The organism is Planctopirus sp. SH287 (assembly GCF_056500625.1).
This window is the reverse complement of sequence record NZ_CM151403.1, coordinates 3,482,381-3,504,680: the sequence shown is the minus strand read 5'-3', so window position 1 is coordinate 3,504,680 and position 22,300 is coordinate 3,482,381. Positions and strand designations below refer to the sequence as shown.

Annotated in this window: 29 protein-coding genes; 23 read left to right on the top strand and 6 right to left on the bottom strand. The window is 50.7% G+C overall.

The genetic code is table 11. The features are described 5' to 3' along the window. Nucleotides 1-48 precede the first annotated feature (48 nt). From rpsS to SH287x_RS12930, 23 genes are all read left to right on the top strand, one after another. Entirely contained in the window at nucleotides 49-318 is a 270-nt protein-coding gene (gene rpsS, locus SH287x_RS13040; protein ID WP_479514748.1) for a 30S ribosomal protein S19, read from the top strand. Nucleotides 319-397: 79 nt separating this feature from the next. Beyond that, nucleotides 398-751, top strand: a complete 354-nt coding sequence (rplV, locus tag SH287x_RS13035) for a 50S ribosomal protein L22 (protein ID WP_479514746.1) — start codon at nucleotides 398-400, stop codon at nucleotides 749-751. 130 nt (nucleotides 752-881) lie between these two features. Beyond that, a complete protein-coding gene (gene rpsC / locus SH287x_RS13030; RefSeq protein ID WP_479514745.1) occupies nucleotides 882-1,583 on the top strand; it encodes a 30S ribosomal protein S3 in 702 nt (233 codons plus the stop codon). After that, the gene (rplP, locus tag SH287x_RS13025) at nucleotides 1,522-1,941 is read left to right on the top strand and encodes a 50S ribosomal protein L16 (RefSeq protein ID WP_479514744.1); all 420 of its coding nucleotides are present in this window, start codon (nucleotides 1,522-1,524) and stop codon (nucleotides 1,939-1,941) included. The genes rpsC and rplP overlap by 62 nt, the downstream gene beginning before the upstream one ends. Before the next feature lie 39 nt (nucleotides 1,942-1,980). Beyond that, the gene (gene rpmC, locus SH287x_RS13020; RefSeq protein ID WP_479514743.1) at nucleotides 1,981-2,178 is read left to right on the top strand and encodes a 50S ribosomal protein L29; all 198 of its coding nucleotides are present in this window, start codon (nucleotides 1,981-1,983) and stop codon (nucleotides 2,176-2,178) included. Nucleotides 2,179-2,216: 38 nt separating this feature from the next. After that, nucleotides 2,217-2,486 (top strand): 30S ribosomal protein S17, encoded by a 270-nt coding sequence (gene rpsQ / locus SH287x_RS13015; protein WP_479514742.1) that lies wholly within the window; start codon nucleotides 2,217-2,219, stop codon nucleotides 2,484-2,486. Between the two features lie 44 nt (nucleotides 2,487-2,530). Then, the gene (gene rplN, locus SH287x_RS13010; protein ID WP_479514741.1) at nucleotides 2,531-2,899 is read left to right on the top strand and encodes a 50S ribosomal protein L14; all 369 of its coding nucleotides are present in this window, start codon (nucleotides 2,531-2,533) and stop codon (nucleotides 2,897-2,899) included. 1 nt (nucleotide 2,900) lies between these two features. After that, the gene (rplX, locus tag SH287x_RS13005; protein ID WP_479514740.1) at nucleotides 2,901-3,257 is read left to right on the top strand and encodes a 50S ribosomal protein L24; all 357 of its coding nucleotides are present in this window, start codon (nucleotides 2,901-2,903) and stop codon (nucleotides 3,255-3,257) included. Between the two features lie 44 nt (nucleotides 3,258-3,301). Further along, a complete protein-coding gene (gene rplE, locus SH287x_RS13000) occupies nucleotides 3,302-3,844 on the top strand; it encodes a 50S ribosomal protein L5 (RefSeq protein WP_479514739.1) in 543 nt (180 codons plus the stop codon). Between the two features lie 52 nt (nucleotides 3,845-3,896). Further along, the gene (locus SH287x_RS12995; RefSeq protein ID WP_479514738.1) at nucleotides 3,897-4,082 is read left to right on the top strand and encodes a type Z 30S ribosomal protein S14; all 186 of its coding nucleotides are present in this window, start codon (nucleotides 3,897-3,899) and stop codon (nucleotides 4,080-4,082) included. Between the two features lie 35 nt (nucleotides 4,083-4,117). Continuing rightward, nucleotides 4,118-4,513 (top strand): 30S ribosomal protein S8, encoded by a 396-nt coding sequence (rpsH, locus tag SH287x_RS12990; protein ID WP_479514737.1) that lies wholly within the window; start codon nucleotides 4,118-4,120, stop codon nucleotides 4,511-4,513. An 87-nt stretch (nucleotides 4,514-4,600) separates the two neighbouring features. After that, nucleotides 4,601-5,137 carry a 50S ribosomal protein L6 gene (gene rplF, locus SH287x_RS12985; protein ID WP_479514736.1) on the top strand — a complete coding sequence of 179 codons (537 nt, stop codon included), beginning with the start codon at nucleotides 4,601-4,603 and terminating at the stop codon, nucleotides 5,135-5,137. 79 nt (nucleotides 5,138-5,216) lie between these two features. Continuing rightward, nucleotides 5,217-5,573, top strand: a complete 357-nt coding sequence (rplR, locus tag SH287x_RS12980; protein WP_479518707.1) for a 50S ribosomal protein L18 — start codon at nucleotides 5,217-5,219, stop codon at nucleotides 5,571-5,573. 91 nt (nucleotides 5,574-5,664) lie between these two features. After that, the gene (gene rpsE / locus SH287x_RS12975) at nucleotides 5,665-6,144 is read left to right on the top strand and encodes a 30S ribosomal protein S5 (RefSeq protein WP_479514735.1); all 480 of its coding nucleotides are present in this window, start codon (nucleotides 5,665-5,667) and stop codon (nucleotides 6,142-6,144) included. Nucleotides 6,145-6,146: 2 nt separating this feature from the next. After that, complete coding sequence (gene rplO, locus SH287x_RS12970; RefSeq protein ID WP_479514734.1) at nucleotides 6,147-6,596, top strand: 50S ribosomal protein L15; 450 nt, start codon at nucleotides 6,147-6,149, stop codon at nucleotides 6,594-6,596. A gap of 142 nt (nucleotides 6,597-6,738) precedes the next feature. Beyond that, complete coding sequence (gene secY, locus SH287x_RS12965; RefSeq protein ID WP_479514733.1) at nucleotides 6,739-8,109, top strand: preprotein translocase subunit SecY; 1,371 nt, start codon at nucleotides 6,739-6,741, stop codon at nucleotides 8,107-8,109. A 145-nt stretch (nucleotides 8,110-8,254) separates the two neighbouring features. Next, on the top strand, nucleotides 8,255-8,371 hold the full coding sequence (gene rpmJ / locus SH287x_RS12960) for a 50S ribosomal protein L36 (RefSeq protein ID WP_479514732.1): 117 nt from the start codon (nucleotides 8,255-8,257) through the stop codon (nucleotides 8,369-8,371). Between the two features lie 65 nt (nucleotides 8,372-8,436). Next, the gene (rpsM, locus tag SH287x_RS12955; protein ID WP_479514731.1) at nucleotides 8,437-8,823 is read left to right on the top strand and encodes a 30S ribosomal protein S13; all 387 of its coding nucleotides are present in this window, start codon (nucleotides 8,437-8,439) and stop codon (nucleotides 8,821-8,823) included. A 113-nt stretch (nucleotides 8,824-8,936) separates the two neighbouring features. Beyond that, nucleotides 8,937-9,317, top strand: a complete 381-nt coding sequence (gene rpsK / locus SH287x_RS12950) for a 30S ribosomal protein S11 (protein ID WP_479514730.1) — start codon at nucleotides 8,937-8,939, stop codon at nucleotides 9,315-9,317. A gap of 117 nt (nucleotides 9,318-9,434) precedes the next feature. After that, entirely contained in the window at nucleotides 9,435-10,445 is a 1,011-nt protein-coding gene (locus tag SH287x_RS12945; protein WP_479514729.1) for a DNA-directed RNA polymerase subunit alpha, read from the top strand. Nucleotides 10,446-10,567: 122 nt separating this feature from the next. Further along, a complete protein-coding gene (locus tag SH287x_RS12940; protein WP_479514728.1) occupies nucleotides 10,568-11,209 on the top strand; it encodes a bL17 family ribosomal protein in 642 nt (213 codons plus the stop codon). A 457-nt stretch (nucleotides 11,210-11,666) separates the two neighbouring features. Then, a complete protein-coding gene (locus SH287x_RS12935) occupies nucleotides 11,667-13,451 on the top strand; it encodes a HEAT repeat domain-containing protein (RefSeq protein ID WP_479514727.1) in 1,785 nt (594 codons plus the stop codon). After that, nucleotides 13,448-13,846 carry a hypothetical protein gene (locus SH287x_RS12930; RefSeq protein ID WP_479514726.1) on the top strand — a complete coding sequence of 133 codons (399 nt, stop codon included), beginning with the start codon at nucleotides 13,448-13,450 and terminating at the stop codon, nucleotides 13,844-13,846. The genes SH287x_RS12935 and SH287x_RS12930 overlap by 4 nt, the downstream gene beginning before the upstream one ends. Here the strand turns inward: SH287x_RS12930 and SH287x_RS12925 are convergent. The 6 genes from SH287x_RS12925 to SH287x_RS12900 all read right to left on the bottom strand — a co-directional run bounded on the left by SH287x_RS12925 (nucleotide 13,755) and on the right by SH287x_RS12900 (nucleotide 22,263). After that, nucleotides 13,755-14,348, bottom strand: a complete 594-nt coding sequence (locus SH287x_RS12925) for a DUF4126 domain-containing protein (RefSeq protein ID WP_479514725.1) — start codon at nucleotides 14,346-14,348, stop codon at nucleotides 13,755-13,757. The two genes, SH287x_RS12930 and SH287x_RS12925, sit on opposite strands and share 92 nt — an antisense overlap. Nucleotides 14,349-14,536: 188 nt before the next feature. Next, nucleotides 14,537-16,558 (bottom strand): hypothetical protein, encoded by a 2,022-nt coding sequence (locus tag SH287x_RS12920; RefSeq protein ID WP_479514724.1) that lies wholly within the window; start codon nucleotides 16,556-16,558, stop codon nucleotides 14,537-14,539. 284 nt (nucleotides 16,559-16,842) lie between these two features. Beyond that, the gene (bioD, locus tag SH287x_RS12915) at nucleotides 16,843-17,595 is read right to left on the bottom strand and encodes a dethiobiotin synthase (protein ID WP_479514723.1); all 753 of its coding nucleotides are present in this window, start codon (nucleotides 17,593-17,595) and stop codon (nucleotides 16,843-16,845) included. A gap of 698 nt (nucleotides 17,596-18,293) precedes the next feature. Then, nucleotides 18,294-19,691: a Gfo/Idh/MocA family oxidoreductase gene (locus SH287x_RS12910; protein ID WP_479514722.1), complete on the bottom strand. Its 1,398-nt coding sequence runs from the start codon at nucleotides 19,689-19,691 to the stop codon at nucleotides 18,294-18,296. 287 nt (nucleotides 19,692-19,978) lie between these two features. Beyond that, nucleotides 19,979-20,437 carry a TraR/DksA family transcriptional regulator gene (locus SH287x_RS12905; protein WP_479514721.1) on the bottom strand — a complete coding sequence of 153 codons (459 nt, stop codon included), beginning with the start codon at nucleotides 20,435-20,437 and terminating at the stop codon, nucleotides 19,979-19,981. Between the two features lie 680 nt (nucleotides 20,438-21,117). Next, complete coding sequence (locus SH287x_RS12900; protein ID WP_479514720.1) at nucleotides 21,118-22,263, bottom strand: glycosyltransferase; 1,146 nt, start codon at nucleotides 22,261-22,263, stop codon at nucleotides 21,118-21,120. Nucleotides 22,264-22,300: the final 37 nt, after the last annotated feature.

The window sequence follows — 22,300 nt, the reverse complement described above, 5'->3', positions numbered from 1 at the left end:
TTTTGCTTCTTTCGTATTTGTTTTTGTTTGTGTGGATAAGGTGTAGCGATGAGCCGGTCATCTAAAAAAGGCCCTTATGTTGACGAAAAGCTTCTCATTAAGATTGAGAAGCTAGAAGTCGCGGGTAAAAAAGAGCCTATTAAGACCTGGGCACGACGTTCCACGATTAGCCCTGAGTTTGTTGGTCATACGTTTCTTGTCCATAATGGCAAGCAGCACCTCTCTGTCTATGTGACAGAAGAGATGGTTGGTCATAAGCTCGGTGAGTTTTCCTTGACCCGCATTTTCCGGGGTCACGGCGGCAAGGGCGGCAAGTAGTAATTATTCATGGCATGCCTTTCGGATTATGCCATGTTTTCTTGAGTTTGCAGTGTTTCGTCGACTGATTAGGTTGATCATGCGATATCAGGCCATCCATAAATTTGCGCGTATTGCCCCTACCAAGGTGCGTCATCTTGCGGACTTGATCCGTGGGCAAGCCGCTGGCCAGGGTTTAACAACTCTCCGTTACTTGCCTCATCGTGGGGCTCGTATGCTGGAGAAGGTGTTGCTCAGTGCTATCGCGAATGCTGAAGACAGGAATGAGCGTTCTCCCGAACTTCTCAAGATTGTTGAATGCAAAGTTGACGGCGGCCCGATGTTCAAGCGGATACAGCCACACGCACGAGGCATGGGTTTTGTTATTCGTAAGCGATTTTCACATATCACGATTGCTATTGGCTCGATTGAAAGTTTTTCTTCCATCGAGTAAAGTTCCCGACCCACTGGGTTTAACTCCTGTGGCGTCCATCAGAGCCGTTCACCATCCGGTAATTTGTGTTTCTGTTTTACGTTCAGTGGCGTAAGCATCAAGTTCTTTACGCCAGAAGGATAGACCAGCAATGGGTCAAAAGGTTCGGCCAACAGGTTTCCGAGTCGGTATCGTTGAAGACTGGCGTAGCCGCTGGTATGCAACGAAGAAGGAATTCGGTGATCTGCTGATTGAAGATCAAAAGATCCGTCGCTTTGTTAAAAAGAAATACGAGTTCGCTGGCATTCCCAGAATTGAGATTGAGCGTACTCGCGATCAGGTGATTGTTCATCTGCATACGGCTCGCCCCGGTATTATCATCGGAAAAAAAGGCCAGGAGGTTGATCGGCTCAAGGCTGAGCTTGAAGACCTGACTGGTCGCCGTATGGAGCTTAAAATTGTAGAGATTCATCAGCCTCATCGCAGTGCGGTGCTGGTTGCTGAGGATATTGCCCAGCAGTTGGTTAAGCGTGGCAGTTTTCGTCGCGTAATGAAGCGTTCGCTTGACCAGGTGATGGAAGCAGGTGTCGAAGGGATTAAGATTGAAATGAATGGCCGATTGGGCGGGGCAGAAATGTCTCGAACCGAGAAAGCCATCCGCGGATCAATTCCTCTTTCGACATTGCAAAAGCATATCGATTATGGTCTTGCTGTTGCTAAGACGACGATGGGTATTATCGGCGTTAAGGTTTGGATCGACTTGGGCGAATACAGTAACGAGGAAGCTAGCTATGGCGCTGATGCCCAAGCGGGTCAAGCACCGCAAAGAGCAAAGAGGTCGCGTAAAAGGTAATGCAACACGCGGTCAGGTCGTTTCTTTCGGTGATTGGGGTCTTCAGGTTCTTGAACCTGGCCACATCCGGGGTACAACGATTGAGGCATGCCGTATTGCTGCTACGCAGTATGTTCGTGGAGAAGGTAAGCTCTACATTCGCATTTTTCCTAACAAGCCAGTGACTGCACGCCCGCTTGAAACTCGTATGGGTACAGGTAAGGGTGAACCAGATCATTGGGTTGCGGTTGTCAGGCCTGGAAAAATCTTATTTGAGCTTGCCGGAGTATCAGAAGAAGCGGCTCGCGAGTGTTTCGCACGTGTTGCCTATAAGCTTCCTTTGAGGGTTCGTCTTGTTGGCCGGACAATTAAGGTCTAGGTCTGTCTGTTTTTAGTATCTGATAGGGCTGGTGCTTTCATGGCCAAGGCGCGTGAGCTTCGTGAAATGACTTCTGAGCAACTGGAGTTCCAGTTGGTAGAAGCTCAAAAATCTTTATTTGATCTACGATGTAAAGCTGCGTCTGAAAAGCTGGAAACCCCAAGCTTATCACGTCAATCTCGTCGTGAGATTGCTCGGATTAAGACGGTTATTCGTCTTCGTGAGCTTACTAACTAATTCTGGTTTTTTGATTTTGGCTGGCAGCGGGGCAAGTAATGCGTAAGCGAGTTGTTGGTGTAGTCACGGGTGATAAAGCGAGTAAAACTCGCCGGGTTGAAGTGGAACGCATTTATCGTCACCCTAAGTACGGCAAAACTGTTCGTCGACGTACTGTTTGTCACGTTCATGATGAAAACAATGTCAGTCATGTTGGCGATACAGTAGAGATTATTGAAAGTCGCCCTTTGTCAGCCTTGAAGCGATGGGCTCTTGTGAGTGTTGTCAAGAGTGGTGCTATTTCTAGCACTGATGCTCCGGCTGTTTAGTTTTACGCACATAGTTTACTGTATTGTCTTGAGAGTGCTTTGTCATGATTCAGATGCAGACAATGCTTGATGTCGCTGATAACACCGGAGCTAAGACAGCTCGCTGTATCAAGGTGCTGGGGAGTTCTAAAAAACGTACTGCCACACTTGGTGACGTTATTGTTCTTGCTGTTCAAAAAGCTCTCCCTGGTTCATCGGTGAAATCCGGATCGGTCGTCAAGGGAGTTGTTGTTCGCGTCCGGCAACCATCTCGACGAGTTGACGGCAGCTACGTTCGTTTTGACTCGAACGCTGTTGTTATTGTTGATAACGATGGTAACCCTAAGGGGTCTCGCATCTTTGGTGCTGTTGCTCGTGAACTCCGTGAGCGCCGTTATATGAAAATTATCAGTCTTGCGTCGGAGGTTGTTTAGCATGCGTATTCGCAAGGGTGATTCAGTAGTAGTTCTTACCGGTGATGATGCATCAGCAACTCCACGCAAAGTGCTTTCTGTAGTTGCTTCTGGTGATAAACTGGTCGTTGAAGGTGTTAACCGCGTTTTCAAGCATGTCCGTCGCGGCCATCCTAAAAGTCCTCAAGGCGGTCGTCTATCACGTGAGATGCCAATTGCATCTTCTAACGTTGCCTTCTTCTGTAGTGCATGTACGAAGCCTACTCGTGTTGGTATGCGTGTGCTTGAGGATGGTCGAAAAGAGCGTTTTTGCAAGAAGTGTGATGCCAGTATTGGTGTGATCAGCCCAGCCCCTAAGCGAGCTGTTCAGCAAGGCTAATTTAACTCTCTGTTTTCAGTTTGCTTCAGAAGTAGGCGGTTCCCATGTCAAGGTTAATGGAGCGTTATCAGACTGAGATTCTTCCCAGCTTAAAAACTGAGTTGGGTCGAGATAACGTTCTTTCGTTGCCTAAGCTCACTAAAATTGTTGTTAGCATGGGTCTCGGTAAAGCCATTGGGGAGCGAAAGCGACTTGATGAAGCGGCTTCACATCTGGCTCAGATTACCGGTCAAAAGCCGCTGATCACGAAGTCTCGTAAGGCTGTTTCTGGCTTTCGTCTTCGTGAGAACATGGAGATTGGCTGTATGGTCACTCTTCGTGGTAAGCGAATGTATGAGTTTCTCGATCGTCTGATTACTCTTGCTTTACCGCGAGTTCGAGATTTTCGCGGTGTGAACCCGGGTGGTTTTGATGGTCGCGGTAATTACAGCATGGGTTTAACTGAGCAATTGGTTTTTCCCGAAGTTAACCCAGACAAAGTTAATTTTGTCCAGGGTATGAATATCACGATGGTGACGACCGCTCGCAATAACGATGAGGGGCGTTTACTTTTGCGCAGGCTTGGAATTCCTTTCCGGAAAGACTAGTCTGGATTGTGTACAATGGTTTGCTTTTGGTCTTCTAATTAAGATTTAAGTTATGGCCACAACGGCTCACGTGCAAAAAGCCAAGCGAACTCCCAAGTTCTCTACCCGTAGCGAAAATCGCTGTCAGTTATGCGGTCGGCCTCGCGCTGTTTACCGTAAGTTTAAGATTTGTCGTATTTGCTTTCGTAACCTGGCTTTAGATGGCCTGATTCCTGGTTGCAAAAAAGCTAGCTGGTAAGTTTCTGTGATCTGTGCAGTAAGGTTTTGTTCGCTATGATGACCGACCCGGTTGCCGATATGCTGACTCGGATTCGTAACGCAGTTTCATGCGAACGTCCTTTCGTAGACATCCCTTTTTCACGTGAAAAGCTGGCAATTGCTGGCGTTCTACAACGTGAAGGTTACATCTGGGAATCGGAAGTTATCGAGGCATCCCCTCGCAATGTTCTTCGTATTAGTCTCAAGTATGGGCCTAGCGGTGAACGTGTGATTCAGCAGATCAAGCGAATCAGTAAGCCAGGTCGGCGGGTCTACTCTGGTGTCCAGCAGTTGCCAAATGTGTTACAGGGTTTGGGTATTGCAATTGTTTCAACTAGCAAAGGTGTTCTCAGTAATCGGGAAGCCCGTGCTCAGAGTCTTGGCGGTGAAGTACTTTGCACTGTTTGGTAGTTGATTGTATGTCTTCCATGCATTCAGTTACACGAAGACTTTCGGTCATATCTCTCTAAGTTTTGATTGCTGCCAGGGTTTGTTATTATGTCGCGAATTGGAAAAAAGCCTATTATCATTCCTGCCGGCGTATCCGTTCAGGCAGTGGATGGTAAGGTCACCGTCAAGGGGAAAGGTGGCGAATTGTCACTTGTTCTTCACCCTCGCGTCAGTGCCAAGCTTGAAAATGGTCAATTATTGGTTGACCGTCCAGATGATCAACGGGAAAGTCGTGCGTTGCATGGTTTAACTCGTGCGCTTTTGAACAACCTTGTTGTTGGCGTTGACAAGCCTTGGGAAAAGAAGCTTGAGATCCAGGGAGTTGGTTATCAAGCAGCGTTGAGCGGGAAAGTGTTAACGTTGCAGGTTGGCTTTGCCAACCAAATTAAGTTGACAGTTCCTGCTGGTGTGATTTGCGAACTTCCTGATTCAACACATATCATTATTCGCGGCGCTGATCGTCAAGCTGTTGGCCAATTTGCAGCTGACATTCGTAGTGTTCGTCCGCCTGAGCCTTACAAAGGCAAGGGGATTCGCTACAGTGATGAACGTGTCCGACGTAAGAGCGGCAAGGCTATGAGCTAAGGCATTTATGCTTTAGATTTGTTTTCAATATTCCGTCGTTTGTTTTTGTTCTGGTTAAGTCGGGTGTATTGTCATGAAGCTGATTAAGCGAACGGCTAAGCAAAAAGAGCGACGCGAGTATCATGTACGTAATCGGGTTCGATCAGCTGGTCGGCTCCGTTTGTCTGTCTTTCGTAGTAACAAGCATATTTACGCGCAAATCATTGACGATGTTGCAGGCGCCACATTAGTTTCTGCATCTACAGTCGATAAGTCTGTATCTGCTGGTTCGTCTGGTAGTGATTGCGAAGCAGCCGCTGCTGTTGGTAAGGTTCTTGGGCAGCGGGCTGTCGAAAAAGGCATTTGCCAGGTTGCTTTTGATCGTGGTTCATATCGTTTTCACGGACGATTGGCTGCTCTCGCTGAAGCTGCACGTGAAGCAGGTCTCTCTTTCTAAATTTATCGGCTGTGAGAAGCGACTGTCGCTGTGTCATTGCTGTTTTTGATGTTCGGTATGTCATGGACATTGCGGTAGCCGGAGAATTCGAGTGAGCTCAGAAACACAGAATCAATCACCTGAGCGAGTTGTTCAAATTCGCCGTTGCGCTTGCGTGGTCAAAGGCGGCCGCCGATTCAGTTTTACAGCCTTGGTTGTTGTGGGCGATGGAAACGGTCGTATTGGGTATGGCTACGGTAAGGCGGTCGAAGTCCCTTTGGCTGTCGAAAAGGCCGTTAAGCAAGCTAATAAGAAAATGGTGCGGATTCCCTTGGTTAATGGGACAATCCCACACACCGTTATCGGGACTTATGGCACCAGCCAAGTGATGTTTATGCCTGCCAATCCTGGTACTGGTATCATTGCCGGCTCCAGCTTGAGAGCCATTGCTGAGTCGCTCGGTATGCGTGACATTCTTACAAAGGTTCGTGGGTCAAGTAATCCACTGAATGCTGTTAAGGCAGCGTTTGCGGCGTTGGAACAGCTTCGTACTCGGGAAGACGTGGCGCGGCTGCGGGGAGTCAAGATCTAATCATGATGCTTCATGATGTCCATATTGGTATCGTTAGTAATAAGACGCGGAAACGCGTTGGTCGCGGGCCTGGCTCAGGTCACGGCAAGACCTCTGGTCGCGGCCATAAAGGCGCAGGCAGTCGAAGTGGTACAAAGCGTCGTCTGGGTTTCGAAGGTGGTCAAAAGCCTTTGATGCGACGAATTGCTAAGCGCGGATTTAATAATAATTTCTTCGCCTTGTCTATCGCTGAAGTTAACTTGAGTGCTGTCGAATCAGCCTTTAATTCAGGTGATGAGATCACTGTTGAAAGTTTGTCTGCCAAGGGGTTGGCCAAGGGTCGCTTTGATCAGGTCAAGATCCTTGCAGATGGTGAACTTACAAAAGCTTTCGCAATTACTGCACATCGCTTTTCCGCTGCTGCTGAGCAAAAAATTCTCGCTGCCGGTGGTAGTGTTAACAGGATTGTCTAAAGTAGGTGTTTTGACACACGTCGCAATTCAGGCCTTTGACGCGTCCAGGGTGACCTTTTAATTGCGGTACAATGATGATGCTCTTCAAGACGCGTGATCTGGTGACAGAGCACGCGTCGCAGTTTTGTATGGGATGTCGAAGATGTTTCGTCAACTCTCGATGATTTTTCGGATTCCGGAACTGCGTCAGAAGATTCTGCTGACTCTTGTGTTGTTAGCCGTTTACCGAATGGGCGGCTTTATCCCCCTCCCATTTATTGACCAGGGGAAACTCCAAGAGACAATTCAGGCTCAAGGTAGTGACGGGATGGGTCGTGTGATGAGCATGATCTCGCTCTTCTCCGGTACCCAGATCGGCATGAGTACGATCTTCGGTTTGGGGATCATGCCCTACATTTCGGCCTCGATTATTTTTCAGTTGCTGGGCACTGTTTACCCTCCTTTAGAGAAGTTACAAAAAGAGGGTGAGGCTGGTCGCAAGAAGATCAACGAGTACACAAGAATCGCGACTGTCTTTATTGCACTCGGACAAAGCTTTTTCTGGATACGCCAGTTAGCTGTGTCCAACGGTTTGCTTGGCAATGAAGGAAGTTTGCTTCTTGGTGCGTATAGTGGCATTTATTTTCAGTTGATCTGCACTCTCACGATGACCTCTGGCACGATGTTGCTGATGTGGATTGGTGAGCAAATTGATGAATATGGTATTGGGAACGGGATCAGCTTAATTATTATGGCTGGTATTCTTGCCCGTATGCCGACCGCAGCTCAGTCTCTCGTCGGCCCCGCTTTTGAAAATGGGGTCAAGCTCGGCAGCCAGACAGGCATTGAGAAGTTTTTGCTTCTTGCGGTTTTGTTTGTTGGTGTCATTGTTTGCGTGGTAGCGATCACACAGGCACAGCGTAAAATTCCTGTGCAATCCGCCAAGCACGTCCGTGGTCGTTCTGTTGCCGGCGGGCAACGCTCCTATCTGCCGCTTCGACTGAACCAGTCAGGTGTGATGCCCATCATTTTCGCTTCCAGTCTGCTTCTGTTCCCTATGTTTTTTTTCCAGATTCTTACTCAGTTTTTTCCCACCATCGGTTTTTTCCGCATGGCGGAGGGGACTCTCCAGAACAATGGCGGGTTTGTTTATAACCTGCTGTATATCGCTCTGATCTATTTCTTCTGCTATTTCTGGACGGCCATTACCTTTAACCCGAAGGATATGGCAAATAATCTTAAGGATTATGGGAGCTTTATCCCTGGATATCGTCCCGGTGGTCGAACAGCGGCTTATCTCGAAGCGGTGATGGTTCGGGTCACGTTTGTTGGGGCTGCTTTTCTGAGTCTGATTTCAATCATTCCCACGGTGATTTCGAATGCACTAGGAATCGATCCCCTTGTTGCCAGCTTCTACGGCGGCACTGGTCTTTTGATTTGCGTGTCTGTTGCTTTGGATCTGGTGCAGAAGATCGATAGCCACTTGGTGATGAGAAATTACCGCGGCCTATTGGAATCTGATAACGCCGCGTAATTGTGATTCGCATTTGTTAAGCTGTTAATCACATCGCTGTGCCAATTATTCGACTTGACAAAACACGGTGTTGGATTGCGAGAGCAGTCTGTCGCGATTAGACTGTTGAGCTTCCTTGGAAGCTGCGAGCAAAATAGGGTGTATCATGAAGGTTCGGACAAGCGTTAAGCGCATCTGTGAGCACTGCAAAATGGTTCAGCGTAAGGGTCGCGTTTACGTGATCTGCTCGACGAACCCTCGTCATAAGCAGCGCCAGGGTTAGAGTTTGCCTGTCGGTCTGTTTCATTTTGAAATCGATTTCAGCAGTTTTCTAGAGAGTATTTCGCTATGCCTCGTATTCAAGGTGTGGATATCCCCAACGATAAGCCCACTTACATCTCGTTACAGTACTTGTACGGGGTGGGTGATTTTCGGGCATTCGAGATTTGTTTCAAGCTTGAGATTGACCCTCACCGCAAGGCGCGTGAGTTGAGCGATGATGATCTCGCTCGTATTTCTGCGATGCTGGATAAAGATTATCTGGTCGAAGGTTCTCTTCGCCGCAGTATTCAGCAGAACATCTCGCGGTTGCGTGATATTCAGTCTTACCGCGGCTTGCGTCATCGTCGTGGTTTGCCATGCCGTGGACAGCGCACACGCACTAATGCACGTACTCGTAAGGGTATCAAGAAGACTGTGGCTGGTAAGAAGGGTGTTAAGGACATGAAGCACTAAGATTTGTGCTTTGTAGCTTTTTCTGTCTGATTTGGCTGGTTTGAGCAAAGTGTTCGCCAGGGCATTGTTTTGATTATGTCAGTTGGCGGATCGTTTCGCCGAAGGATTTGAGCGTGGCAAAGACCAAGCGTCGTAAAGTTCGTCGCAATGTGAATCGTGGCATTGCTCACATTCGCGCAACTTTTAACAACACGACAGTGACCATTACCGATGCCAATGGTGATGTTCTTTGCTGGGCGACCGCAGGAACCGTTGGCTTTAAGGGGAGTCGTAAGAGTACTCCGTTTGCTGCTCAACGAGCTGCGGAAACCTGTGCCGAACGGGCAGCCAAGTTTGGCGTTCGTGAAATGGAAATTCGGGTGAAGGGGCCTGGTTCTGGTCGTGAAAGCGCCATCACTGGTCTTCAGGGGGCGGGGATTTCTATCCGTTCTATCGAAGATGTCACACCTTTGCCTCACAATGGTTGTCGTCCACCTAAGAAGCGTCGCGTTTGATTGATGATTTGATCTTCAAATTCGGCGAATCGGTATCTTACGGCAACGTGGTTTCTCTTAATTTGTCACATGCTTTACCTGTGGCAGTGTTCTGTGAGTTGGCTTGGAGAGTGACAGATGCGGATTCGCTGGCGTGGACTGGAATTGCCGAGCCGGGTGGTGCCTGAGCGTGAGACGCTGAGTTCAACTTATGGCAAGTTTACGGTTGAGCCTTTTGAGCGTGGTTTCGGCCCGACCATTGGTAATAGTCTCCGTCGTATTCTGCTTTCAAGCCTTGAAGGTAGCTCTGTTACCTCTGTCAAGATTCAAGGCGTTCAGCATGAGTTCACGACAATCCCCGGGATTGTTGAGGACGTGACTGAGATCGTTCTTAATCTGAAGGCGATTGTGGTTAAGAACCATAGTCCTTCGACGAAGACCCTTCGTATTGAGAAAACAACACGCGGGGTGGTAACCGCTGGCGATATTATTGTTGATGATCAAGTTGAGATTATCAATAAAGATCTCGTTATTGCCACCATGACCGATGATGTGCCGCTTTATCTTGAGATGACAGTCGAGAATGGCCGTGGTTATATTCCCGCCGCCGACCATCACGGACCTGAGCAGGAAGTTGGCGTAATTCCTTTGGATGCCATTTTTTCACCTGTGGTTCGTGTCCGTTATCTGATTGAAGAAACTCGCGTCGGTCAACGAACGAATTACGATCGTTTGATCCTGGAGATCTGGACTAACGGGACAGTGACTCCTGAGTCAGCACTCGTGGAGTCTGCCAAGATTCTGCGAAAGCACCTTAATCCGTTCATTACGTATCGTGAGCCTGGCCCTGAAATGTTCCCTGAGGGCGGGTTGCGTAATATGCTTGAAGCTACGGGGTATGCTCCCGTTGATCTTGAGCTTGAAGAGAAGCTGGGACAAAGCCTTGCTGAGCTTAACCTCTCTGTTCGTGCTACCAATTGTCTTGAGTCTGAAGGGATCAACTTTGTCCGTGATCTCGTGACCAAGTCAGAAGATCAGTTGTTGCAGGTTCGTAATTTTGGTGAGACAACTCTCACTGAAGTTCGCGAACGACTGGGGACAATTGGCCTTCGTTTGGGCATGAAACTTCCCGGCTCAGCTCGAGTTTAATGCTATGTGATTAAAAGCCTATGGTGTTGCTCATCATCATTTTGAAGCAGCACCTTAGGCTTTTTTGTTTTTGACATATCCAACATGCCGGGCTCTGCCCGTGAGAGACATCAGGAAGAATTATGCGTCATAAAATTGCTGGCCGCCAACTTGGCCGAAATGCGTCCCATCGTCATGCCATGTTTCGCAACATGAGTGTGAGCCTGATTTTGACTGTCCGTTCCGAAGGGAAGGATGGCGAAGCAAAGGTTCCTGGTCGTATTATTACGACTCTGGAGAAAGCGAAAGAGCTTCGTCCACAAGTTGAAAAGCTGATTACACTGGCTAAGCGTGCTGCCATCGCTGAAGCTGCAGCCGCTGAATTTGCCACAACTGCTGAGCGTAACACTGATGCCTGGCGCGAATGGCGTCAGTCTGAGCAGTGGCAACGATGGGTGAATGCGATTGCTCCCGCTGTGGCTTTGCGTCGCCGAGCTTTTTCCGCTCTTCGTGATAAGCTAGCTCTGGAAATTCTGTTTGATGATTTGGCTCCCCGATTTGCTGATCGTCAGGGTGGCTATCTGCGAATTGTCCGCCTGGCTGAGTTCCGCTTGGGTGATGCTGGTCGCCAGGCTTTGGTTGAGTTTGTCGGCGAGAATGATCGCCTGAAGCGCCAACGTCGTGCTGCACCTATTGTGAAGAGTGAACCTGAAGCTTCCTCTGAAGTTCAAGCCCCCGCAGAAACGGCCCCTGTTGCTCCAGTAGAAACTCCTGCTGCTGAGTAGTCTGGCTGACAAGTGATTTTTGAGAGACCTTGGTGCGTTTTTACGTGCCGAGGTCTTTTGCTTTTAACGGTTAGAGTGATTGGCCGAATCATTCTGCCGTTGAATCCTGTGTTTGCCGATGAAATTGAAGTGGATTGTTTCCGTTTTTCTTTGGGGTGTTTTTGATTGGATTCCGTCATTAGCTGCTTGTTGTGAGAAGCGTCATTCTGGCTTTGCTCAAGCTGCGCGGGGGGATGCTTCGGATTGATGACTCCCATGCCCATTGCTCACGGCGGCCCTGAGTGAGTATGCCGGACTTGCGTTTGGCATTGATCCTGAAAAGACCGCAGAGCATGCTTGCTCAGAGCCACAAGCATGGCACGTATTAGGGTTTTGATTCCGTCTGATTTGACGGCGGGTACAAGTAGGGATTTTCCTGCAGTGGTTCCGAGTGATTCCTCGAACATGTCGTAAAATCATGCCTGACCCGCTATTACGCACAATGATGCTGCTTGATCTCGCTGCCAGCAGCCAGTCGGTTGAGATTCTGGCTTCAGGGCTGGAAAGTCGTGTGTCGCGTATCGAGGATCTCTGCGTTCAGTCTTTGTTGCTTCGCGGGAATTTGCAGGCCCATATGGCGGTCATTGCTTCGGCCGCGCGTCCCTCACATGTTCTCGCAGAGAAAATTCGGGCAAATGCCGAAATTCTTTCTGCTGCTTTTCGGCAAATGCTGTTCCACGGATCTCCTGATCATTGTTTACTGGCATTGGATGCGATTCGTTTCTGTGAGACGTTTGAGCCTGGCCCCACAGTGGTGGAGCTGGTGGCTTCTATCACTGGGGGATCGATCGAGGAAAAAGCCGCTGCGACGTTGCGAGAAATGTCGTGGCAATTGCATGAATTGACCGAGCACGGAAGCGAAAAGCGACTGCATCCCACGTTAGCTGCACTGGCGGGACATTATCGACCAAAAATTGTGGGGGCAATTTCTGCTGCCTTAGAGTTTGAAGTCGACCATATTCGCCCTGAGAAAGAAGCCGTCCGCGAACTGCTGGTGGAGTGCATGCTGATTGTCTCCAGGGACGATTCTCCCGAAGTTCGCCGTGTTCTCTGGTCGTCAAATCCTGGTATTCGTGATGTCGTACGTCGGTTGATGCTGAATGGGACACATCCGGGAATCTTCCAGGCGGTGATCGGATCTTTAGGGCACAGTTATCCTCATCCACGCGCTTTGGATGCAGTTCAGGAACGTAGCGATCCTGAGTTTGTTGTTGCTTTGTTGAAGGCGGTCGGGAAGACCACTTCTTCAAAAATGCTCCAGAACCTGCGTCAAATTGGCCATATTTCCTGGCTGATGTGTGACCCGTTAGACCTGTCCTGGATACCGGCAGAGCATCAAACCAGTGTGATACAACTGATGAGCCATACCAGACTGTTGCGCGAACACCGCCGGCGGGTCGAGGACTGGCTCTTGCATTACGGCACATTGGAGGGGCGTGATGTTGCTGCCGCCAGTGCATCCCGGCATGATGGCGCGCGGGTTAAAGAAGTTGTCCGCAATAGTCTGGATTCTGCTGATAGCGCCGTGGCTGCCTGGGCGTGCAGTCAGTTAAAGATCCATCAATTCCCCGATTCAGCCAAACTGCTTATTGGCAAGTTACGAAGCGCCAACAAGGACGTGCGACAGGCTGCCAAGGTGGAACTGAAGGAGTGGTTTAACGTCGAACGCATGTTGGAATTGTATGAGAGTATGACGCCGGAAATTGGTCAGCATGCGGGGCGGTTATTGCTTGAAGTGGATAATGAAGCCCATCGCTCTTTTGAAAGGGAACTGCACCATCCGATCCGGCATCGTCGTCTTCGGGCTTTAGCGACAATCGACCGACTGGCACTTGAACAGGAATTGCAGCCGGCGTTGATGGCAATGCTGAGTGACAACGACCCGTTAGTTCGGCGGACGTTTGTCGATATGATTGCCAAGATCCCTCACCTTGATTCGATCATGGCACTGCAATATCTGGCACAGGATGAAAGCGTTCGCGTCCGTGAGGCTGCGTCGGCAGCGTATCGCCGTTTACGTGAAACGATGCCTGCATTAAAGAACGACGTTACCGGGGACAGCATGTTGGCGGATGCCGCTGCTTTACTGGGATGGTTTCCTCATTCGATTTCTAATGACAACATTCCGTCGGTCGAAGGTGCTTCGCATAAGAAAGTACCGCCTCAAAGGTCAGGAGTTGATTCTCAGGAGCATCAACCATGATGCTGGCCATTATTAATACTTATTGGTTCTGGGGAGCAGTCGGCGGTGTCCTACTGATGTGGCTGATGCTGTATCTGGTGGATCGTTTTCAACTGGGGGAGCGTGCGGTACGGCAGTCACCACAGGATCTTTTTGTCGAGCTTTGCCGGATGCACGAACTGACGGCCTCGGAAATGATCGACTTGCGGAAGTATGCTGACCTGACGGTGGCGGCTTCCCCCGCAGCAATTTTTCTGCGTCCTGACTTGTTGCTCGATGCTTGCCGTCAGTTGCGTGTCGATGACCAGAGAGCAAGCCGATGGGTTACTCGACTTTTTGGGGAATCGATCGCGGCTGATCTTTGCGACGAACAATTCTCCAGACCTTCAGAAGAAACCATGCCGTTAAAAATATGATTGATAAGGCAAGAATTCCCGCTATGACCGGGGCGAAGATCGCCAGCAAGGAAAGAACTGATGAAATGGCATCTTCGAGGGTCGAGATGAACGGGTTGCCCGTTCCAGCGGTCGAGGTGGTAACGACAGGGCGAAAGAGTGTGCGAGAAAGCTGCACGCCACCACCCACAAGACAACCAGCAGCGAGCAATATCACAGGGTGAACCTGCCCCAAGGCACCTGTCTGGCTGGCAAACAGGATCGCTCCAGCGATCGGCGCAATGATCATGCCCAGCGAATGGAGGCCATGATCAATCGCGGGAATCTTATCGCCAATCGCATCAATCAAACCCACAACAGCGATGGCGAGCAGGACATATTCATTTCCCAGCCAGTCATAAGGTGAAGCCAGATGTACCCAGCCCATTCGCTGAGAAACACCCAGTGTCAGTAAGGCAATATAAGAGTTGAGACCGCTGGCTGCAGAAAGACCCAACGCACTGGCAAGGCTGGCAAGATCCATGGTTTTCACCTGATGCTACGGCGAATTTCACTCGGGCCGTGTTACGGCTTTGTCTTGGGGTTGATGTCGCCGCAACGTCCTCCGTTGTCGGACTTGGCTAACTGTTTACCTCCCCCTTTCAGACGTGGAGAGAATTCACCAGGAGCCATACAAGATCCAATGGAGGCTGGCCGCATGTGATTGACTCGTCAGCCAGCGGCACTCTCTCTTTCAACGGCCGACGGATTGAACTGCACATCGACAAGAGTCGTGGTGGGATTGCCAGTTTGGGGATTCTGGCCTTTGCGAAACTGAATGCGCCAGATCATCTCGCCGTCAATGTTATCTGCTCCACTTTCATCTGATGGGAAGAACGTTTCCACCGAGTCGCCCGGTGCCAGTGCGACGTCTAATGGTTGATCGGCAATGGTCTCATGCGACAGATAATCAACGTCAAGCATCGAGATCACTCCCGTCTCTTTGGCAGGTGTGTCTTTTTGCTTAAGCCACTGATTTGAGCGGCTGTTGAATCCCCCAGTGCGTGCAAAGAGTAAGTCGCGATCCAGAGGGATAATCGTTTGATTGTCGCTGACATTGCGAAAGCGGACATGCAGCTTCAAAAGTGGTTCGCTGGTTCGTTGTCGTGCAGAAGCCTTGTCCTGCGAGTCTTTTGCCGGTTCGTTAATCGTGACGGTTCCCTGTGTGATTCGCAGCGGGGTGACTTCGATATTTCCGAAGCGTCGCGATTGTCCGAGTTTTAACAAGTGTCCTGGAGCCACACGATTGTCGGGATTGACCAGCGTCAACTTGATTCCACTGGTCGGAGGCTTAATGTCCGGGAGGCTTTCCAATTGGTGATAAGGCAGTCGCATGTATTGAAAAATGACCAGGATCAGGGCCAGTGTGACGGCACTGGAATAGCTGAGCAATAACAGGAACAGCCGAAGAGAAACAACGGGGCCTGGCGGGGGTGAAGCCGAATTGCCCTGGTCTTCCACGCTGATGAAACTTGGGGAGTGGCCATCAACTATGGGGGCCGGCTGGGACGTAAATCCGCCAAAGTTTCCTGGATTGACAGGAAGCTGGCCGGCAGTAAGTGCGGCGCTTTCGGATGCTGATCCTCCAAGGCCGTTCAGCCAGGGAAGAGTCACGTCGTTGGGAGTAACTCCCAATAGAGAAGGCTGGGTGGGTGCGGTTCCCTCCATGCCAAGCTGGTTGGGAGACTCTTTACTGGCGAACTCCCCCGTCAACGACGTGCCAGCGATCTGGTCGCTCGCGCTGGAGTCCAGTTTGATAAATGGCGGGTTGCTACCAGGTGTGTCTGGGTGAGGCGATGATAACGTGTCGTCAATGGCTTGATGGTTGACATCAGAAACCTGCTCAGGTTGTGTTTCTGAAACTGCGGGGGGGCTGATGATCGTCGTTTGTCGAATGAGTTCAGCGAGTTGCGGAGATGAATTGGAGAAGTGTTCGTGAGTGGTGGCCTCCATCGTCGAGACGTCACACGGCAATGCGGAGTCTGCTTTCGCCGACGACGAATGAGATTCGTCAGCAGTGGAGAGTGTGATGCTAGCGGCAGGGATGTTTCCCTCAGAAGTGGTGCTCACTGAAATGGCATTCAGAGGATCTTCACTCGACATCATTGATGACTGAGAGCTAACAGTCGGCAAGACCGTTTCAGTGCGGATGGCTTCAATATCAAGTGATTTGGCATCATGTGATTCAGAATGCAGTGATTCAGAAAGCGGTGATTCCGTTTGCTGAAAAACCGTTGGCAACGGGTGGTCTGCCGGTCTCTCGTCGGGCACGGGGGTTTGTGTGGCCGCTGAGGGAGTTTGAAGCGAAAACCCGGTCAATGAATGCTGTTCGTTCGTGGTGGGGCTGGCTGTTGAAAACGCGGGATTGAGGAAGTCGAAGTTAGGCCCAGGGGAAGCGGTGGGGGCTTTCGCAAAATCAAATGAAGGAAGATCCTGTGACTGGCTCGAGGGCTTGAGAGGTGAATGAGGCAAACATTGAGCCGAGCCATGTGGGGCCTCTGCCGAAGAGGCTGAACTGGCAGTCAACCTGGTGACGTCCAATGTGCCTGCTTCTGAGGAGGCGGCAGCCGGTTGTGCTGGATCATCGTCCTGGATTTCAAGATGAGCACCACATTCCGGGCACTCGACGACGACGCCAGATTCTTCCGCGAGAAAGGGCTGCTGGCAGGCTTCACAAACGATCTCGAATGGCATCCCACGCACCTATAACAGCTGGCCCACGGCCAAGTTCCTGACGGCAATGAAGTCGTATTCCCATGCTAACAAGAGAACACCTGATTTCCGCGGGAAAGTGCGGGGCGATTTTGCTGGATTATGACAGATTTCGCTCTGTAGTACGCATTTCAGTTTGAAATAGCGCTCTGTGTGCCATGCTCTCGGCTCTGTGAGCATGCCGGATGTTCGTTTGATGCCGATTTTTCATCAATTCACAGAGCATGCTTGCTCTCAAAGCCGCAAGCATGGCACGAAGGCATCTCTCAATGCGCAGTCGATCGCGCGAAGAGCATCGACCAATCAACTTCTGCCGAAAGGGATTGGTCAGGTGAAAGCGTGGTTAAAACGGGAACCCCCGAAAACTGCTGAATCAATCGTGCGTTATCAGCAGCATCGGACAAATTGAATTCTGATGCCGAAGTGAAAATGACGCCAGCGATTGGCAGTCCTCGTTGACGGATGGCGTTGATCGTGAGCAGCGTATGGTTGATCGTGCCCAGTGTCGGCCGGGCTATGATCAGCACGGGGTAGCCAAGATCGACAGCCAGATCGAGAACCAGATCGGTGTCAGAAAGAGGAGCGAAGAGACCGCCAGCCCCTTCAATCAACAGCAACTCAGTTTGTTCGGCCCACCAGGAAGCCCCGTCCAGCAGTAAAGTCGGTGAGACCGCTCGGCCTTCCTGAGCAGCAGCCAGCGGTGGAGCTAATGGCGCGAGGAACGTTTGAGGGGCGATGCGGGATCTGGGATAAAGGCCGCCAGAAGCCTTCCAGAGTTCTTCGACATCGTGCCATCTCGGTTCACGTTTTGGCTCACGTTGATCGCAATCTTCTCTCGGGGGAATCACACCCGAGCACGCTGGCTTATAAACCCCCGGCGTGTGTCCCCTGGCCCGCAATTGTTCCAGAATCTGGCAGGAGACATAGGTCTTGCCAACATCAGTATCTGTCCCGGTGACGAACAGGCCGCGGGGGTGATGAGCGGCTTTTTCAGGTGCGAGTATGCTTGCGGCTGTCATGAGGCGTGATCAACAAGAATGAAAGTGACGTCAGGAACATCAGTGTTTGATCGTATCAAAACAGAGAAAGCCAAATTGAAAAAAGAGATCAGCCCCTGCTGGATAGCCATGGGCTGATCTGACTTTGCGAGTCGGGAAAGAGACTCTTTTAGAGTCTGTCCGGAAACCCTCAAATCCTTTTCCCCGAGGGAGAAAGATTGGAGGGGATTGGTCTTGGCTTTGGAGGCTCGGCTGGTTCATCAGCCCTCACCCCGGCCCTCTCCCCTGTCGTTTATACACAACTTTTTCGCCACCTGAACCGCACCATGAAATTGGCATGGGTGGCCCATAGCACCTTGCGGCCGTTACCTCAATATCTGGCATGCAGCCGAGGGAATTCAAGGGATTGATGCTGTTCAAAAGTCATAGAGCAGGCTCCCGCCCCATACCGTTCGACTCCCCTCGATCTCTTCCGAATTCCTTCGCGCTCTTCTTTTCTTCGCGGTAAAAATTCTTTGACTCACCGCAAAGGCGCGAAGAACGCAAAGGAGTCATTCCGATGAGCAGGTTTATCCCAGGCCGGAACTCCCGTGGGTTGATCTGGTCATCACCCCTTGATGGTGTCAATGCCGTGCCGCTTGCTCAAAGGAATAAGAAATTTATGTATAAAAGACAGCCCTCTCCCGCAGGCGGGAGAGGGAGTGTTTTCGGACAGGCGCTTAGACGGTGACGTTGATTTCATAGCCCTTGCGCTGTTCACGGGAGAGCCATTGATTCAAAGCCGCATCGTTGGTGATGGTTTCACTCTGGGAGTCCCAATCGATCTTCTTGCCAGTGCGAATTGCGATGTTCGCCAGATGGCAAACGGTCATCGCCCGGTGATGTGAATAAACATCCGAGATCGGGTCAGTGCGATCCTTAATGCACTCAAAGAAGTTGCCCATATGACTGCCGGGCTTCTTCCCTTTATAGAGCTTTGTCAGAATCTCGTCGGTCAACGGATTCGTCGCGAGATCCTCGACGGGTTTCCCCTTCATGGCGCCACGGCTCACATGGAAGCGGCCTTCCGTACCTTCAAAGAGAATCCCGTTGCCGTCTTTCGACTTGCTGACGATGTGCATTTCGATATCGCCGGGGCACATGACTTTGACGTCAAAGTCGCTGGCCACGTTATAGCGGTCATCCTGCTGTGGCCAACCCTCCTTGAATTCGACCGGATGCTTGGCATATACACCTTCAACCGATGTTGGCCCGCTGGAATCCATTTCAATCGCCCAGCTGGCGATGTCCACATGGTGGGCGCCCCAGTCGGTCATCTTGCCGCCGGAGTATTCGTACCACCAGCGGAATTCATAGTGGCAGCGGCTGTTGCCCCACCTGCTGTTTTCTTTTTCTTTGAAGCGGAAATCGGTCAGCGGTGCCTGTCCAAGCCACATGTCCCAGTTCAATCCCTGGGGAACAGCCACAACAGGGACTTCTCCACTGGTCGGTGCTCCACCGATATCGCAGGTGATTTTCTGAACTTTTCCAATCCGGCCATCGCGGATCATGGCCACCGCTTTGAGGAAATTCAGCCCCATTTCACTGCGCTGTTGTGTGCCAACCTGGAAGACACGCTTGGTCTCCTTGAGCACTTTGACGATCTGCTTCCCTTCATGGATGGTCAGGGTCAGTGGTTTTTCGCAGTAGACATCTTTGCCGGCTTGCATCGCCTCAATCGCGATCTTCGAGTGCCAGTGATCCGGGGTCACAATGGTCACCACGTCGATATCTTTACGATCGAGCAGCTTGCGATAATCTTCAAAAACGGCGATCTCGCGATCAACCTTTCGTTTTTCGTGAATTTGCCTGATCTTGTCGCGGCCCTGTTCTGCGTGGGTTTTATCGACATCGCAAACAGCCACACCATCGGAATGATTGAGAGCACCTCCGATGATCTGATGCCAGCGGTCGCCAGTCCCAATGCAGCCCAAAACGGGACGTTCATTCGGGCTTTGCTGGGCACGGACGGAATTGGTCATGGCCCAGTAAGGCATCGTCGCGCCAGCGAGTGCCGCTGTTGTTTTCAGAAAATCACGGCGGTTATTATCAGTAGCAAATACATCACCTTGCGTCATTAAAGCTCGCTCCAGTCAGTCGAAGAATCACAGGAAGATCAGGTGGCGAACGGAAATTTCTCCGTGCCAGCGAGTCTACTGATCAAACCTTGTTGATGTAAGAGGGTGATATGTAAAGCTTCCAGAAAACGTACAAAGTTCATGACAGACGAGCGTTATTGCATCAAATCGTCCCTCTTAAAAACACAAAACGGGGCAGTCATCATGGATGACTGCCCCGCTACGTTGCCGATCAAAGGTGGAGGCTATTGGCTCTGGAGGATCAAACCTTTCAGAAGCCAGTCAGGCTATTCGGAAGCCAGATCAAAATCTCGGACATTATATTCGGTCGTATTTTCACGACGTTCGTGGTCGTAAGCCTTTCTCCAGTCGACGGCGTAAACGTCGTCTTCCAGTTCACCAGAGTCTTCCTGTCGTCTCTGGCAATCCACACAAACGGTGGTAAACGGGACAGCCTGCAATCGCGCCAGAGCAATGGCTTTTTCACACTTCTGGCAGATGCCGTACTGGCCCTGGTCAATCAGGACAAGCGCCTTGTTAATCTGTGCCAATTCTCGAGTTTCGAGAGCAGCCAGCTGAGTGTGAAGCTCTGATTGCTCAACCTGAGCGGCAGTTTCTCCCAGATCGTTGATACCATCATCGGGCGCAAAGGCCAGACCCATTTCCTCGGCAATCTTCGAGCGAAGGTCTTCGCGTTGTAACATCAGGTGCTTCTTGATTTTTGCCACTGCATCATTGCGAGCCATGGAGCACCTCCTGCGGTTTTTTCATTATGGATAACCCTGAGCTTAGAAATCACCCAGTCGTCAGAACCTCTCAAGCGAGCTTGCTTATTGAGGAATTGATATCAGGGCATTTTCTATGCCAGCGAACAGTATTTCCGGGGCCAACCGTGATCGTCTGCCAAATTGCTGATAGGGCGAATGATCGTCTGTTGCCAGGAACGACTGAAATTACCAGCCCAGAGCTGGTCTCTTTCAGCGATGGCATCGTACTGACACGAGATTTTACGTGTTCATGGGAATCAGCGTGGGAAAAAAGTCTCTCACGATGCATCGATTGTTGAAGATTCAACAAGCTCAGTTGATACGACCCTCTGTCCTGACGGTCTTTGACCGCGAGCGTAGTGCCGTGTCACGGCTTTGTCTTCGGGTTGATGTCGCCGCAACGTCCTCCGTTGTCGGACTTAACAACAGAAGAGACCCGAATTTTAGGCTTTGACAATGCAGTAGGCTTACTGCTCCGTTCAAACCGAGCGATTTCCCTGCCAAATCAAATTTGAAGCTTTGATAGAGGCATAAACGGCTCTCTCGGTGTCGTCAAAGTGACGCTGTTCTCACGAACTGACGACTCTTTGATATCCCGTAGAGCGAGTCACCATACATTCTTCGCAAAAAAGGCAATTGTTTGGTGCGTTTGTTCAGTTTCAGGGAGGCTGTTCTGGATTCTGAACCGGATCGATGCGGTGGGTCACTTCACGATAGATTTTGATCCAATTCTGAACCATCGTTTCGACACTCCACGATTCAGCGATCTGTTGACGCGCAGCCTGACCAAGTTGTTGCCGGGTTGAGGGATCGTCGATCAGGATCCGAAGTGCCTGCATGATGCCGATCGCATCACCGACAGGAAATAAAAGCCCTGTTTTCTCGTGGGTGATCAGTTCTTCATTGGCCGAAATTTGTGTTGCCACGCAGGGAATCCCCATCGACATTGCCTCCAACAGGCTGTTCGACATTCCCTCGAAATGGCTGGCGAGACAGAAAGCGTCGAACTGCCGATAGAGGGACTCGGGTTGAGAAACATGCCCTGCAAAACGGATATGTTCTTCACCGTGAATTGAGTGGACAAGACGTTCAAGCCGTGCGCGTTCCGGGCCATCGCCGGCAATGATCAGTCGGCACTGAGGACGGATTTGCCGTAGCGTCTCCATCGCCCAGATGATGTCTTGAACAGCTTTCTGCGGCGCAATGCGGCCAACATAGCCGACCACAAAAGCGTTTTCAGGGAAGCCCCATTCTTTCCTCCACCGGGCTTTTTCGTCTGGTGTCGCCGTCGTAGAGGCAGGAGGCTCAACACCATTCGGAATGCAGGCCAGCTTGTCGTCAGGCACTCCCAATTCGCGGTAAAATTTGACCACACTCTGTGAGTTACCAACCAGTTTATCGGTTCGCGAAATCAATCGTTGATCAAACCACTTTTGCCAGCCAGCCTTCCAGGAGTCGACGCATCGCTCTGAGACAATTACTTTCGATTGTGGGACAATGCCAGCCGCATAACGCCCATAGGTATTCGCAGCAAACAGCCAGGTGTGCACAATCTCGGGCTGGAATCTTGCGAGCGATTGCTTCAGTTGCTGATAGGCCCAGGGGTCAAATTTGAAGCGTTTTCCCAGAATCGTGACAGGAATACCTGCATCGCGGAGAGTCGCTTCATAGGGGCCGCCACGAGTCAGAGCGATCACTTCGCAGGTGAATTCATCACGGGGAAGGTGAGTGGCGAGAAGCGATAATTGCTTTTCGGCTCCCGACTGATCGAGCGTAGGAATAACGAGGGCAATCCGTTGGGGCACAGGCGTTTTCCTGAATTGTCGGGCGGTCTCTGTTGTT

What these genes read in the sequence shown, in the direction of transcription:
- rpsS (WP_479514748.1), top strand. Translation starts at nt 49, where the DNA reads ATGAGCCGGTCATCTAAAAAAGGCCCTTATGTTGACGAAAAGCTTCTC.
- rplV (WP_479514746.1), top strand. Translation starts at nt 398, where the DNA reads ATGCGATATCAGGCCATCCATAAATTTGCGCGTATTGCCCCTACCAAG.
- rpsC (WP_479514745.1), top strand. Translation starts at nt 882, where the DNA reads ATGGGTCAAAAGGTTCGGCCAACAGGTTTCCGAGTCGGTATCGTTGAA.
- rplP (WP_479514744.1), top strand. Translation starts at nt 1,522, where the DNA reads ATGGCGCTGATGCCCAAGCGGGTCAAGCACCGCAAAGAGCAAAGAGGT.
- rpmC (WP_479514743.1), top strand. Translation starts at nt 1,981, where the DNA reads ATGGCCAAGGCGCGTGAGCTTCGTGAAATGACTTCTGAGCAACTGGAG.
- rpsQ (WP_479514742.1), top strand. Translation starts at nt 2,217, where the DNA reads ATGCGTAAGCGAGTTGTTGGTGTAGTCACGGGTGATAAAGCGAGTAAA.
- rplN (WP_479514741.1), top strand. Translation starts at nt 2,531, where the DNA reads ATGATTCAGATGCAGACAATGCTTGATGTCGCTGATAACACCGGAGCT.
- rplX (WP_479514740.1), top strand. Translation starts at nt 2,901, where the DNA reads ATGCGTATTCGCAAGGGTGATTCAGTAGTAGTTCTTACCGGTGATGAT.
- rplE (WP_479514739.1), top strand. Translation starts at nt 3,302, where the DNA reads ATGTCAAGGTTAATGGAGCGTTATCAGACTGAGATTCTTCCCAGCTTA.
- SH287x_RS12995 (WP_479514738.1), top strand. Translation starts at nt 3,897, where the DNA reads ATGGCCACAACGGCTCACGTGCAAAAAGCCAAGCGAACTCCCAAGTTC.
- rpsH (WP_479514737.1), top strand. Translation starts at nt 4,118, where the DNA reads ATGATGACCGACCCGGTTGCCGATATGCTGACTCGGATTCGTAACGCA.
- rplF (WP_479514736.1), top strand. Translation starts at nt 4,601, where the DNA reads ATGTCGCGAATTGGAAAAAAGCCTATTATCATTCCTGCCGGCGTATCC.
- rplO (WP_479514734.1), top strand. Translation starts at nt 6,147, where the DNA reads ATGATGCTTCATGATGTCCATATTGGTATCGTTAGTAATAAGACGCGG.
- secY (WP_479514733.1), top strand. Translation starts at nt 6,739, where the DNA reads ATGTTTCGTCAACTCTCGATGATTTTTCGGATTCCGGAACTGCGTCAG.
- rpmJ (WP_479514732.1), top strand. Translation starts at nt 8,255, where the DNA reads ATGAAGGTTCGGACAAGCGTTAAGCGCATCTGTGAGCACTGCAAAATG.
- rpsM (WP_479514731.1), top strand. Translation starts at nt 8,437, where the DNA reads ATGCCTCGTATTCAAGGTGTGGATATCCCCAACGATAAGCCCACTTAC.
- SH287x_RS12945 (WP_479514729.1), top strand. Translation starts at nt 9,435, where the DNA reads ATGCGGATTCGCTGGCGTGGACTGGAATTGCCGAGCCGGGTGGTGCCT.
- SH287x_RS12940 (WP_479514728.1), top strand. Translation starts at nt 10,568, where the DNA reads ATGCGTCATAAAATTGCTGGCCGCCAACTTGGCCGAAATGCGTCCCAT.
- SH287x_RS12935 (WP_479514727.1), top strand. Translation starts at nt 11,667, where the DNA reads ATGCCTGACCCGCTATTACGCACAATGATGCTGCTTGATCTCGCTGCC.
- SH287x_RS12930 (WP_479514726.1), top strand. Translation starts at nt 13,448, where the DNA reads ATGATGCTGGCCATTATTAATACTTATTGGTTCTGGGGAGCAGTCGGC.
- SH287x_RS12925 (WP_479514725.1), bottom strand. Translation starts at nt 14,348, where the DNA reads ATGGATCTTGCCAGCCTTGCCAGTGCGTTGGGTCTTTCTGCAGCCAGC.
- SH287x_RS12920 (WP_479514724.1), bottom strand. Translation starts at nt 16,558, where the DNA reads ATGCCATTCGAGATCGTTTGTGAAGCCTGCCAGCAGCCCTTTCTCGCG.
- bioD (WP_479514723.1), bottom strand. Translation starts at nt 17,595, where the DNA reads ATGACAGCCGCAAGCATACTCGCACCTGAAAAAGCCGCTCATCACCCC.
- SH287x_RS12910 (WP_479514722.1), bottom strand. Translation starts at nt 19,691, where the DNA reads ATGACGCAAGGTGATGTATTTGCTACTGATAATAACCGCCGTGATTTT.
- SH287x_RS12905 (WP_479514721.1), bottom strand. Translation starts at nt 20,437, where the DNA reads ATGGCTCGCAATGATGCAGTGGCAAAAATCAAGAAGCACCTGATGTTA.